This is a genomic window from Microcoleus sp. EPA2 (assembly GCA_020882975.1).
Classification (GTDB): Bacteria; Cyanobacteriota; Cyanobacteriia; order Cyanobacteriales; family Microcoleaceae; genus Microcoleus.
This window is the reverse complement of the sequence record JAHRFD010000031.1, coordinates 16,076-28,077: the sequence shown is the minus strand read 5'-3', so window position 1 is coordinate 28,077 and position 12,002 is coordinate 16,076. Positions and strand designations below refer to the sequence as shown.

General features: G+C 46.9%; 11 protein-coding genes. 4 read left to right on the top strand and 7 right to left on the bottom strand.

Annotated features, from left to right (window positions below; translation table 11 throughout):
• Positions 1–15: 15 nt before the first annotated feature.
• Complete coding sequence (locus AAFP14_RS22135) at positions 16–1,275, bottom strand: type IV pilus twitching motility protein PilT (protein WP_341734352.1); 1,260 nt, start codon at positions 1,273–1,275, stop codon at positions 16–18.
• Between the two features lie 238 nt (positions 1,276–1,513).
• Between AAFP14_RS22135 and AAFP14_RS22130 the strand changes: the two genes are divergently transcribed.
• Positions 1,514–2,683: a DUF58 domain-containing protein gene (locus tag AAFP14_RS22130; RefSeq protein ID WP_341734351.1), complete on the top strand. Its 1,170-nt coding sequence runs from the start codon at positions 1,514–1,516 to the stop codon at positions 2,681–2,683.
• Here AAFP14_RS22130 and minE read toward each other — a convergent pair.
• The 3 genes from minE to minC form a co-directional block, all read right to left on the bottom strand.
• Complete coding sequence (gene minE, locus AAFP14_RS22125) at positions 2,680–3,000, bottom strand: cell division topological specificity factor MinE (RefSeq protein ID WP_341734350.1); 321 nt, start codon at positions 2,998–3,000, stop codon at positions 2,680–2,682. The two genes, AAFP14_RS22130 and minE, sit on opposite strands and share 4 nt — an antisense overlap.
• Before the next feature lie 118 nt (positions 3,001–3,118).
• Positions 3,119–3,925 (bottom strand): septum site-determining protein MinD, encoded by an 807-nt coding sequence (minD, locus tag AAFP14_RS22120; RefSeq protein ID WP_340520546.1) that lies wholly within the window; start codon positions 3,923–3,925, stop codon positions 3,119–3,121.
• Between the two features lie 133 nt (positions 3,926–4,058).
• Positions 4,059–4,859, bottom strand: coding sequence for a septum site-determining protein MinC (gene minC / locus AAFP14_RS22115; RefSeq protein WP_341734349.1), 801 nt, complete (start codon positions 4,857–4,859; stop codon positions 4,059–4,061).
• A gap of 118 nt (positions 4,860–4,977) precedes the next feature.
• Between minC and AAFP14_RS22110 the strand changes: the two genes are divergently transcribed.
• The 3 genes from AAFP14_RS22110 to dndE all read left to right on the top strand — a co-directional run bounded on the left by AAFP14_RS22110 (position 4,978) and on the right by dndE (position 8,999).
• Complete coding sequence (locus tag AAFP14_RS22110) at positions 4,978–5,988, top strand: ADP-ribosylglycohydrolase family protein (protein ID WP_472851079.1); 1,011 nt, start codon at positions 4,978–4,980, stop codon at positions 5,986–5,988.
• 253 nt (positions 5,989–6,241) lie between these two features.
• On the top strand, positions 6,242–8,239 hold the full coding sequence (dndD, locus tag AAFP14_RS22105; protein ID WP_341734348.1) for a DNA sulfur modification protein DndD: 1,998 nt from the start codon (positions 6,242–6,244) through the stop codon (positions 8,237–8,239).
• Positions 8,240–8,597: 358 nt separating this feature from the next.
• A complete protein-coding gene (dndE, locus tag AAFP14_RS22100) occupies positions 8,598–8,999 on the top strand; it encodes a DNA sulfur modification protein DndE (RefSeq protein WP_341734347.1) in 402 nt (133 codons plus the stop codon).
• Here the strand turns inward: dndE and thiD are convergent.
• The 3 genes from thiD to AAFP14_RS22085 all read right to left on the bottom strand — a co-directional run bounded on the left by thiD (position 8,996) and on the right by AAFP14_RS22085 (position 11,728).
• On the bottom strand, positions 8,996–9,841 hold the full coding sequence (gene thiD / locus AAFP14_RS22095) for a bifunctional hydroxymethylpyrimidine kinase/phosphomethylpyrimidine kinase (RefSeq protein ID WP_341734346.1): 846 nt from the start codon (positions 9,839–9,841) through the stop codon (positions 8,996–8,998). The genes dndE and thiD overlap by 4 nt on opposite strands.
• A 190-nt stretch (positions 9,842–10,031) precedes the next feature.
• Positions 10,032–11,438, bottom strand: coding sequence for an NAD(P)(+) transhydrogenase (Re/Si-specific) subunit beta (locus AAFP14_RS22090; RefSeq protein WP_341734345.1), 1,407 nt, complete (start codon positions 11,436–11,438; stop codon positions 10,032–10,034).
• A complete protein-coding gene (locus AAFP14_RS22085) occupies positions 11,435–11,728 on the bottom strand; it encodes an NAD(P) transhydrogenase subunit alpha part 2 (RefSeq protein WP_106150865.1) in 294 nt (97 codons plus the stop codon). Before AAFP14_RS22085 ends, AAFP14_RS22090 begins: the two co-directional genes overlap by 4 nt.
• Positions 11,729–12,002: the final 274 nt, after the last annotated feature.

The following is a 12,002-nucleotide window of genomic DNA, read 5'->3' as shown; positions in this document are numbered from 1 at the left end:
TTGTGAGATGGGCTGCTACTTAGCACGAACGCCGCGTTCTTTTTTGCTGCCTTTAAAGCCACGAGCATCCGCACCGTCATAGCCTCCTGTCCGCAAACGACGGTCTAAATCGGTCGCTTCAGGAGAGGCTTTATTTGCTTCTTCTATGGTCACTCTGCCTTCAAGTACAAGGGTATAAAGAGCCTGATTGATAATCTGCATCCCTTCATAAGTATCAGTTTCCATCAACCGGAAAGCCTCGTCATCAGCACCTTTCATTAAGTAATCGTGCATAGCAGGGGTATTCACCAAAATGTCGTGAACTGCGACGCGACGGTTGTCAACGGTTGGTAACAAAAGTTGAGCAATTACTGCTACCAACGAGTCGCAGATTTGAATCCGCATCGCCTGCTGTTCTTCTGGGGGATACATATTCAACAAGCGGTTGATAGCGTTAATGGCGCTGCGAGTGTGGAGAGTACCCAATACTAAGTGACCTGTTTGAGCTGCTTGCAAAGCTGTATTGATGGTAACGCGATCGCGCATTTCCCCAATCAGAATCACATCTGGATCTTCCCGCAACACAGCCCGCAACGCCTGCTGAAACTCGTGGGTGTGCAAGCCGACTTCCCGCTGGCTGACTAAACATTTCTTGGAAGGGTGAATGAATTCGATCGGGTCTTCAATAGTAACTACGTGCTTTTGCTCCATCTGGTTCAGGTGGTCGATCATCGCAGCCACGGTGGTCGATTTTCCCGAACCCGTCGGTCCGGTAACTAATATTAACCCTTGCGATCGCAGGATGATGCTTTTGAGCACTTCTGGCAATCTCATGGCATCGATAGTCGGTATTTGCAGATCGATCAAACGCAATACTATAGCACCGCCACTGAGGGAATCAAAACAGTTTACCCGACACCGCACAAAACCCGGATAGAAAATTGCTGCATCTAATTCTTTGGTATCTGCGAACTGTTTCCGCTGTTGGGGAGAAAGAATTTCTGCTAGGTAGTGCTCAAAAATTTCTGGAGTTACTTTGACGTGGCTGATAGCTACTTGCATCGTGCCCCGAATCCGAAATCTTGGCACTTGACCAACTCGAATGTGAATGTCGGAAGCCCCAGCGGCATGGGCATCTCTCACCATTTGCTCGATCGTACTGAGGGGAACTTCTGGCTGTCGTGGGACTGCGGCAGCCGGAGGCGCAGGAGGGGCTGCTAAGGGGGGTGGCGGTGGCGGTGTGCGACGTGCTTGAGCCTCTGGTCTAACGGGTGTAGGATTATCTAATGGGTTCATTTTGTAGTCTCCATTGAAGGTAGATTTTTTGCTAAAAAATGGCTGACTTCTAATCTAATCGCTAATATCTAATTCGCTGCTAAGTTATTAGAAGATTTTACAATTAGCTTTTGAGGAGTTGGGGAGATTCCTCAGTGACTAGACCGAGCTCAAAAAGTTGGTCAGTCAAGAGGCTACATCCGATCTTCTTGCTAGATTGAGTGCGATTGATTAACCATTCCTCACCATTGAAAGTGCTATGAACATCGGTCTAAAAATTGCCCACTGGCTCGAAAGTCGCGCTGCAACACCGTCTTACGGTGCTTGGGTGCTGATCGGGTTGACTGTTTTCTTTTTTGGCTCTGCTACTAATACAATGGCTGGGTGGCTTTACGTACTCAGCGGTGGGAGTTTGGCGCTGTTGGGAATTGCGGCTTTTTTATCGACGAGATCGCTCCGTGCTTTGGCAGTCCGGCGTCGCCCGATCGAACCTGTGAGTGTGGGGGATAAAATGACGATCGAACTAGAAATCGAAAATTGCTCCGACCAACCTCAAACCCTGTTGCAAGTCATAGATGTCTTGCCCTTTGTACTCACAGAGCCCGTAGTTCGCCCCCTTGAGGCGATCGCACCCAAAAGTATTTACATGGATACATACTATCTGGAAGCACAGCAGCGGGGTGTCTATCGCTGGTTGGAGGTACACTTGAGGACAGCAGCACCTTTGGGGTTGTTTTGGTGTCGGCGCAGTCGCCCGGTTCCGGCGAAGGCGGTGGTTTATCCCCAGGTGTTACCCTTGAGCACTTGTCCTTTGATCGATCGCATCGGTCAAGAAGATAGTCCGCAATTGTACGATCGTAGTCGATCGCAAAATGCTACAGAAGGACTCACCCGTAACCTCAGACCCTACCGACATGGAGACCCCACGAGACTGATTCACTGGCGCACGAGCGCCCGCCACGGGGAATTGCGGGTGCGGGAGTTGGAAGTTGCAGCCGGTGGTCAAGAAATTATGATTGCTCTCGACAGCGGTGCCACCTGGGAACCAAAGGAATTTGAACGAGCCGTGACAGTCGCTGCGTCCCTTTACTTCTATGCTAGCAAGCGCTTGTTAAACGTCAAACTTTGGACCACCGGAACTGGAATTGTATCGGGGAACCGGGTAGTTTTGGAAACTTTAGCAGCAGTTAATGCAGGGGAAGATGTTGTGCAAAACAGACCTAAACTGCCGCTAATTTGGCTGACTCAAAATTCTGCAAGTTTAAGCACTCTTACCCAAGGTAGTCGTTGGGTACTCTGGCCCAGACCTAGTAAGGAAATCGGCGAAAAAATATTAGTAAAAAATGATTTTCCTGGTCTCGAAATTCGGTCCGATCGACCTTTAGAAATCCAGTTACAATCACCTCTAGAAAGAGGGATGAATTATTAATCCTCATCCGCCACCTCTTCGGGTACTTCTTCGGGTACCTCTTCCGGTACTGTATCCAGCCGGACTCGCCGGATCGGCAGATTCGCAATCAACGATGTCGCCCGCTGATCGCTGGCTAGGGAAAACTCTGACTCGCTAGTATCAATTTCCACGTAACGCGACACCACCTCTAGAATTTCTCGGCGCATCGCCTCAACCATTTCTGGACTGAGTTCTGAGCGATCGTGGGCTAGAACCAGTTTCAGGCGGCGTTTGACCTCATCGCGGCTGTTATCAGACGTGCGCGGGAAAAGTCGTTCGAGGAGTGTGTATATCATGATTGGTACTCATTTGTCAAGGGTGATGCCTAGAAAAAGTGAACTTTGGGAACATCTAGAGGATGGTGTTAGATTCAGTCCCTATGGATGAAAGTCGATCGCCCCTAGGGGCCGCAGATTAAATAATTTTAGTATTGAAGAATTTGCGGAGGCGACTAAAAAAGGTTTCGGGACGAGGATTGAGATCGAGAAAATCGACTTTTTCCCCTTCCAAGCGACGAGCAATATTGTCGAAAGCGGTTCCAGCCAAAGAAGCTGTTTCTGACAAAACTAATGGTTCTCCTCGGTTGGTGGAAACAATGACGCGCTCATCGTCAGGGACTACGCCCAGCAACGGAATGGCGAGGATTTCCCGCACGTCTTGCACCGACATCATATCATTGGCGAGTACCATTGCCGGTCTGATCCGGTTGACGATCAGGTTGATTTTCTTGACATTATTAGCTTCTAGCAAACCGATGACTCGATCGGCATCTCTGACAGCAGCGATTTCTGGAGTAGTAACAATCACACCTTCAGTAGCCGGGGCGATCGCATTTTGAAAACCCTGTTCAATGCCCGCGGGAGAATCAATTAAAATATAATCATATTTTGTCCCCAACATCCCCACAAGCTGCTTCATTTGCTCGGCACTAATGGCATCTTTCATGCGAGTTTGGGCCGCCGGCAACAATACCAAACGCGGCTGACGCTTATCTTTCACCAAAGCTTGCTCTAAGCGACACTCTCCAGCCAGCACTTCCAGTGCAGTATAAACAATGCGATTTTCTAAGCCCAGCAGCAAGTCTAAGTTTCTGAGGCCAAAATCGGCATCAATCACCGCAACGCTGCGCCCCCGCTTAGCTAAAGCCATACCAAGATTAGCAGTAGAGGTGGTTTTACCAACTCCGCCTTTCCCTGATGTAACAACAATAATGCGAGCCATAAGCGATTTTAGATTTGAGATTTATAGACGGGGCGTTAGGTATGGGGCATTGGTAACAAATAACCAATAACAACTAACCAATAACCCTTCGACTTCGCTCAGGGCGACGCCAATAACAACTAACCAATAACAACTAACCGATTAACAGAGATTTGTCAAAATCAGCAGCCCTCCCAATCCGAATCCCTTGAGGTGTCACATAGGCTACTTCCGGGAAAAACTGAGCCGGTGAAGCTTCTGGACCTCTGGCAACATACTTAGCAATCCTAATCACCATCGGTTCCATCTGCAACGTCATAATCACACTTTTGGTATTGCCGCCAGCACCGGCATGAACAATCCCCCGCAAACGCCCCCAAACTAGGATATCGCCCCCGGCGATGACTGAACCACCTGGATTCACATCTCCCAAAAGTACGACGGTACCCGGATGGCGAATTTCTACGCCCGATCGCACCGTCATCTGCAAATATAAAGGTTCCGCCACGGATTGCGGTTTGTCTGTGGGCGCTTTACTCAGGGATGAAACGGGAGGCTGTTGTTCTACACAATACCCGACAGTGGCGGCGGCCACCGCAGTTTGACGACGGCTAGTGTGGACTCGTTTGAGTTGAAGTTCCACTTCCGATAGGGCTTCGGCGATTTCTTGCAGTTGGCGAATATCCAAAAGTCGATCGCTCGCCATCAATTGTACTTCGGCATTTGCCTGCCAAAAGCGTTCTCCCGCATTCAGCCTCACCTTTAACTGTTGCCAAATTTCAGTCCAACTAGAGGCGGAGACGGTGGGTGTTTCACTGGTGTTAGTTTCTGAGGGTAACAGCAGCAGTAGCTGTCCATCTTCAGTTTTCAGACGGACTTGCATATCGAGGCTGACTTCCTGTGTCCCTTGAGAGTCGGGGGCGGAAGTGGCTCCGGGAAAGGCATCGGGTATCATGGGAACGAGTCTGAGTTCGGGTAGGGACAAGTTACGATCAATCTTAGCTCGATCGGTCATTAGTCATTAGTTAGTTGTGATTTGTTATTGGTTATTGGTTATGGGTTATTTGTTGCCAATGGCTAATCACTCCGCCAAATTCCCAATTCCCGATTCCCCATTCCCAATTCCCAATTCCCCATTGCCCATTAAATCTATGCAGCAAATAGAACGTTATCGTGGTAGTCTTCTCGGTTTAGCGATTGGTGATGCTCTAGGAACAACTTTAGAGTTCACTCGCCCAGGAACTTTTACACCTATTAATGACATGATTGGTGGTGGCCCCTTTCGACTACAACCGGGAGAGTGGACTGATGATACTTCCATGGCACTTTGTTTGGCTGAAAGTTTGATTGAAAAACAAGGTTTCGATCCCATCCATCAATTAGAAACTTATTTGCGGTGGTGGGGATATGGACATTTGAGCAGCAATGGTAAATGTTTTGATATCGGTAATACGGTGCGACAAGCACTTCTGAATTTTAAAGCTACAAGAAAACCTGAATGCGGTTCTACCGATGCTCATACTGCTGGAAATGGTTCGATTATGCGTTTGGCTCCCGTGCCTTTGTTTTATGCTAAAAATCCTTTGGAAGTCATAGAAAAATCAGCAGCAAGTTCTCGAACTACTCACAGTGCTACTACTTGTGTGGATGCTTGTCGCTATTTTGGTAATTTAATTGCCGCGGCGGTGAATGGTGTTGCTAAAGATGTGTTGCTTTCAGAAAGATACTGTCCGATTTCTGGATATTGGGAAGCTCACCCGCTAGTGGCAGAGATTGATGAAATTGCGGCGGGTTCTTTTAAGCGACGACAACCTCCTGAAATTAAAGGTACGGGTTATGTTGTCAAGTCTTTGGAGGCGGCGCTTTGGGCATTTTATAACAGTGATTCTTTTGCTCAAGGATGCTTGTTAGCTGTGAATTTGGGTGATGATGCTGATACGACTGGTGCGGTTTACGGACAGTTGGCTGGGGCTTTTTATGGTGAAGGTGGCCTCCCGGAAAAATGGCGATCGCAATTAGTCCATCGTACTTTAATTACAGATTTTAGCGATCGCCTTTTGACCCCTTATACCAATTTAATATGATGTTGGATATATATCTCAATCTCCCTCGTATCCCCCGTGCGAGGGGGACTTCCATCCCAATCTTGTTCCCCCCTTATTAAGGGGGGCTAGGGGGGATCGAATTCTATGCAGCTTCATAAAAAACTGGTATTAACCATCTGAGCGATCGTTAATCGGCGATCGCCCCTATACAAAATGATATCATTAGGACTTGCGTCATTTGAGACCGCCGATCGCACTTAGCAATTCTCCACCCATCTCAACAACATCTACAATGCAATTCCTCGAACTCGTCCTCAAAAACTTCGGTCCCTATGCAGGCACTCAAACCATCAATCTCCGCCCAGAAAAAGACGGCAATCCATGCCCCATAGTCCTATTTGGGGGCATGAATGGCGGTGGCAAAACTACCCTCATGGATGCCATTCGCCTCGCCCTCTACGGCGGCAGAGCTCAATGTTCCACCAGAGGCAATTTAAGCTACAGCGACTTCCTCAATCAATCAGTAAATCGCCACACTCCACCCTTAGACGATACCAGGGTTGAATTAATATTTGAACAAATTCAAGATGACAAATTAACCAAATTTAAAATAGTTAGATACTGGAAAAAAGCCGATACAAAAGACAACCTAAGTATTCTCATGTATAGCGAATTTGTTACCGATTGGTGGGCAGACAAAGCCCTGAGCAACACCTGGGATGAATACATCGAAACCATGCTACCAGTCGGCATATCTAACCTGTTTCTTTTTGATGGCGAACAAGTAAAAGAACTGGCGGAACTCGAAACTCCACCAGAATTTGTAGTGGGCGCAATTAAATCTCTTTTAGGTTTAGAATTAGCCGAACGCCTCGCCGTTGACTTAGAAATATTAGCCAGCCGCAAACGTAAAGAAATGTCCGGCAAAAAAGACTTGGCAGCTTTAGAACAAATTGAAGAAAAATTAAATAAAATTACTGATAAAAAGACCGATGCCGAGCAAGATGCAGCTAACTTAAAAAACAAGTTAGAGCAAGCTCAAAAAAATCAGCAACAAGCATCAGATAAGTTTATTTACGAAGGTGGGAAAATCGCAGCCGATCGCAGCCAACTAGACAGACAACTAAACGACTACAGAGCTGCTGCTGAAAAATCCCGTGAAGCGATGATTGAACTAGCATCAAATACCCTCCCCTTAGCCCTAATTTCCCCCCTGCTCAGCCAAGCCAAAACCCAAGCAGAAACAGAAGCCAGCCAGCAGCGAGCCAAAATTGCCCAAAATATTATCAAAGAAAAAAGCGATCGCCTCCTCAACTACATCGCCGAAATTTCATTGCAACCCGAACAACTAGACAAAATACAAGACTTCATCCGCCAAGAAAATAGACAACTCGAACAGCAAATCGGCTCCGACAACCCGCCCTGGTTAGCTGCGGACAATGACAACATCCAACAAATAGAAAATATCCTCAATTATCAAATCCCCTTCCAGCAAAGTACAGCCGCTGAAACAATAGAAAAAATCCAAAATATTGAATCAGAAATCGACTTTACCGACAGACAATTAGCCACCGCAGCTTCTCCCGAAGCCTACAAAGAACTAGAAATAGAGGTAAAAAATACGCAACAAGCAGTGGCTAATGCAGCCGCCGACTTGGAATCAGTTAACCGCTACATCGAAGAATTAGACAGGGAATTAACCCAAGCCAAAAAAGAATTAGAAAACTATAGCAGCGAATACATCACCATCAGAAACAGCCAACACATCATCGCCTCCATCGCCAAAGCCCAAGCCACTCTCAAACAATTCAAAGAAAAACTCACCCTCAAAAAACTCAATAAACTTGAAGTAGAAATCACCGAATGTTTCCGTTACCTGCTGCACAAAACCGACTTGGTACATAGAGTAGCCATAGATACCCAAACCTTTAGCCTTTCCATCTACGACACCGAAGGGAAACAAGTACCCAAACACCGACTGTCAGCAGGAGAAAAACAACTGCTGGCGATCGCCTTTTTGTGGGGATTAGCCAGGGTATCCGGGAGACAATTACCAGTCGCCATCGACACTCCCCTAGGCCGCCTCGACTCCTCCCATCGCAACAACCTAGTCGAACGCTATTTCCCCTCAGCCAGCCACCAAGTCATCCTACTATCAACAGATACAGAAATTGGCAAAACAGAATATGATAAGCTGCAAGAATTAGAGGCGATCGCCCACAGCTACATCCTCCAATATGATTCCGCCAAACGCCAAACCACCGTCGAAACTGGTTACTTTTGGCCATAAAAATTCGCCCTAAAAAATAGACGCAACCCCTTGACTTTGCCCTGGGGTTGCGGTACTATATATAAGATAATGGGATGGTCGCGAAAATTTTATTTTTGCCACCATCCCATTATATAAAATAAGTTTTCATATAACCATAATATCAAAAAAACCCTTATATATCAACCCAGCGACGTGTAAAAAAATGTAAATTTTCTGGTGAATTTTGTTCGTGAATTTCGGTTAAAAACTTAAGTATTAAACGTAAGATACAGGTGGCTAAAAAGCTTGCTGTATGAGCATTCTTTACCTCGCTCTTCTTCCTTGTTCACATCGCTCTTCTTCCTTCTACTTACACATATCAAAAAATCATCAACCTATGGAACCACCAGTCGATCGCATCCGCCTCTCCCAAACAGGGAAAGACCAACTATCAAAACTGAAACGAGCGACCAAAATCGACCAGTGGAACATCCTGTGTCGGTGGGGTTTTTGCCGATCGCTAGCCGAGCCGAGCATCCCCTCTCCTGTACCGATTCCTAGCGACAGCAATGTCGAATTAAGTTGGGATGTTTTTGGTGGCGACATGGCTGATATCTTGATAATTGCTCTGAAGCAGCGCTGTCACAATGACAACTTAGGAACAGAAAAAGATACTCTCGCTAAACAGTTTCGCCTCCACTTGCACCGTGGGATCGGCTATTTAGCTGGCGATCCGAATATTAAAAAAATAGAAAACTTAATTGCGATAGCCCTATCGCCAGAAAAATTAAGAAATTAACTGATTGTGGAATCGGGAGAGACTTCTGACTTCAACAGCGGGAAAAAATGACCTACTGGACCTTGACCTTCTCCAATATCTAAAGCATATTGGAGAGCATTGGTAACATAATGTTTAGCTAAAGTAACTGCTGTAAACAAATCTTTGCCTAATGCTAGATTGGCGGCGATCGCAGCACTTAAAGTACATCCAGTCCCGTGAGTATGCTGAGTATCAACAGTCTCAACCTTTAAAACCTCCGAGCTCCTACCATCAAACCAAACATCAACTCCCCGTAACTCCCCTGTCATCCCCCCACCTTTCACCAACACCGCCTTCGCCCCTAAACTATGAATTTTCTCGGCCGCCGATCGCATATCATCCACAGAATTAATCTCTAAATTGCTCAAAATAGTCGCCTCAAACCGATTGGGAGTCACCACAGCAGCCATGGGAATCAAAATATTTTGCAAACAGGCGATCGCCTCATCGTCAATCAATCGATCGCCCGATCGGGATACCATCACCGGATCGACAACCAAATTGTGGATCTGAAAACTCTCCACCTCAGAAGCAACCGCCGCCATAATTTCGCGGTTTAGCAGCATCCCAGTCTTCACAGCATCCACCCCAATATCCCCAACCACCGCCTGAATTTGAGCGATGACAGCCTCAGCAGACAAAGCATCCACCCGCGTCACCCCCAACGTATTTTGAGCAGTAACGCAAGTCAAAGCACTCGTACCGTGCACGCAATGAAAGGCAAAAGTCCGCAAATCCGCCTGAATCCCAGCCCCACCGCCACTATCAGAACCTGCGATCGTCAAAGCTACAGGAATCCGAGATTTTTTACTAATTACCATAATTAATGCTGAAGAATATTGATCTCAAATCAGATTATGTTCTTAGTCTCGCGTTGCGCGGAGGAAAGTTTAAATCTTAGGCGGTTTCACCCGCCGAGTTGCTAACTGCAAAGAAACCGGGTTTTTCATCAAATCTATCGACTACAACGAAGTATTTTCAGAAACAACCCGGTTTCTGGGCTTAGCAATCCTACAACTGCTTCACCTCAGCCACCAATTTGGCAACCACATCCTTAGCGCTACCAAACAACATCATCGTCTTATCCTTATAAAACAACTCGTTGTCAACACCAGAAAAACCAGCACTCATCCCGCGCTTAATCACGATCGTATGTTTAGCCTTATCAACCTCCAAAATCGGCATCCCATAAATCGGGCTCGCCGTATCGTGACGCGCCGCCGGATTCACCACATCATTAGCACCAATCACCAACGCCACATCCGTCTCATCAAACTGCGGATTGATGTCTTCCATGTCGTACAACTGCGGGTAAGGCACGTTTGCTTCCGCCAGCAACACATTCATGTGCCCCGGCATCCGCCCAGCCACTGGGTGAATGGCGTATTTCACATCAACGCCCATTTTTTCCAAACCGTCGGCTAACTCGCGCACCGAGTGCTGTGCTTGCGCTACAGCCATGCCGTAGCCGGGAATAATCACCACCGATCGCGCATAGCCTAACATCATCGCACTTTCTTCGAGATTGATGCTGCGGACTGTTTTGTCGATCGCCCCAGCAGCAGCCCCAGCAGTCGCACCGCCACCACCGCTACCAAAGGCACTAAATAACACGCTAGAAAGCGATCGATTCATCCCCTTACACATGATTTGCGTCAAAATAATCCCCGACGCGCCCACCAAGGCACCAGCAATAATCAGCATATTGTTCATCAAAATGAACCCAGCCACACTCGCCGCAATCCCCGAATAGGAGTTAAGCAGCGACACCACCACGGGCATATCGCCACCACCAATCGGTAGCACAAACATGATTCCCAAAATATTGGAAATCAGCACCAAACCCAGGAATACCGGAACATCCTCCGGGTTAAACAACATATAACCGCTGCCGGCTAAAAGTGCGATCGCCAGCGCAGCATTAAACGGCTGTTGCAGCGGAAACGTCATCGGCGCACCCGGTAGCAATTCTTGCAGCTTCGCAAACGCCACAAGGCTACCAGTGAAAGTAATCCCGCCAATCAACACGCCCAAAAGGATGGTGATTGTCGCGTCAGGTGCCGGCGATTCTGGGATGCTGAGATAGCGCCAGAATTCCCCCACAGCCACGAGTGCAGAAGCAGCGCCCCCGAAACCGTTAAGCAAACCCACCATCTGCGGCATATCCGTCATCGCCACGGTTTTCGCCATAATTGTTCCCAAAATGGAACCGACGATGATGCCGACAGCAATTAATTCGTAGCTGATGACTTGTTTTTCTAGCAACGTACCGACGATCGCAATTAACATCCCGATCGCAGCTAACACATTCCCTTGACGGGCGGTTGCGGGCGATCCCAACTGTTTCAAACCGATAATAAACAAAGATGCGGCAACTAAATAACCTAGTTGAATGCCACTGGGCAGAAAATCACTCACGCTTTTACCTCTTTTTTCTTGAACATTTGCAGCATTCGATCGGTGACTAAGAAGCCAGCCACAACGTTAATTGTGGCAAGGGCGATCGCGATCGTCCCCAAAATCGAAGTAACAGTCACATTACCTTGGCCCGAAATCAGAATTGCGCCTAAAACCGCAATTCCTGAAATCGCATTAGAACCCGACATCAAAGGTGTGTGTAGCGTCGGTGGAACTTTGTTAATAACTTCAAATCCCACAAACGATGCTAAAGTAAACACCACTAAACCTGCAATCAATCCTTCTGCCATAACACTTGGTAATTTGGTAATTGGTTATTTGTCATTAGTCATTAGTCATTAGTTGTTAGTCATTAGTCCTTAGTCATTAGTTGTTAGTCATTAGTCCTTAGTTGTTAGTCATTAGTCCTTAGTTGTTAGTCATTAGTCCTTAGTTGTTAGTCCTTAGTCATTAGTCATTAGTTGTTATTTTCAATGACTCCCGACTCCCGACTACTAACTACTAACTACTAACTACTAACTACTAACTACTAACTAATGACTACTAACTAATGACTACTAACTA

Bases quoted from the DNA above. Each gene is read 5' to 3' on its own strand.
- AAFP14_RS22135 (WP_341734352.1), bottom strand. From the start codon at position 1,275: ATGAACCCATTAGATAATCCTACACCCGTTAGACCAGAGGCTCAAGCA.
- AAFP14_RS22130 (WP_341734351.1), top strand. From the start codon at position 1,514: ATGAACATCGGTCTAAAAATTGCCCACTGGCTCGAAAGTCGCGCTGCA.
- minE (WP_341734350.1), bottom strand. From the start codon at position 3,000: ATGATATACACACTCCTCGAACGACTTTTCCCGCGCACGTCTGATAAC.
- minD (WP_340520546.1), bottom strand. From the start codon at position 3,925: ATGGCTCGCATTATTGTTGTTACATCAGGGAAAGGCGGAGTTGGTAAA.
- minC (WP_341734349.1), bottom strand. From the start codon at position 4,859: ATGATACCCGATGCCTTTCCCGGAGCCACTTCCGCCCCCGACTCTCAA.
- AAFP14_RS22110 (WP_472851079.1), top strand. From the start codon at position 4,978: ATGGCTAATCACTCCGCCAAATTCCCAATTCCCGATTCCCCATTCCCA.
- dndD (WP_341734348.1), top strand. From the start codon at position 6,242: ATGCAATTCCTCGAACTCGTCCTCAAAAACTTCGGTCCCTATGCAGGC.
- dndE (WP_341734347.1), top strand. From the start codon at position 8,598: ATGGAACCACCAGTCGATCGCATCCGCCTCTCCCAAACAGGGAAAGAC.
- thiD (WP_341734346.1), bottom strand. From the start codon at position 9,841: ATGGTAATTAGTAAAAAATCTCGGATTCCTGTAGCTTTGACGATCGCA.
- AAFP14_RS22085 (WP_106150865.1), bottom strand. From the start codon at position 11,728: ATGGCAGAAGGATTGATTGCAGGTTTAGTGGTGTTTACTTTAGCATCG.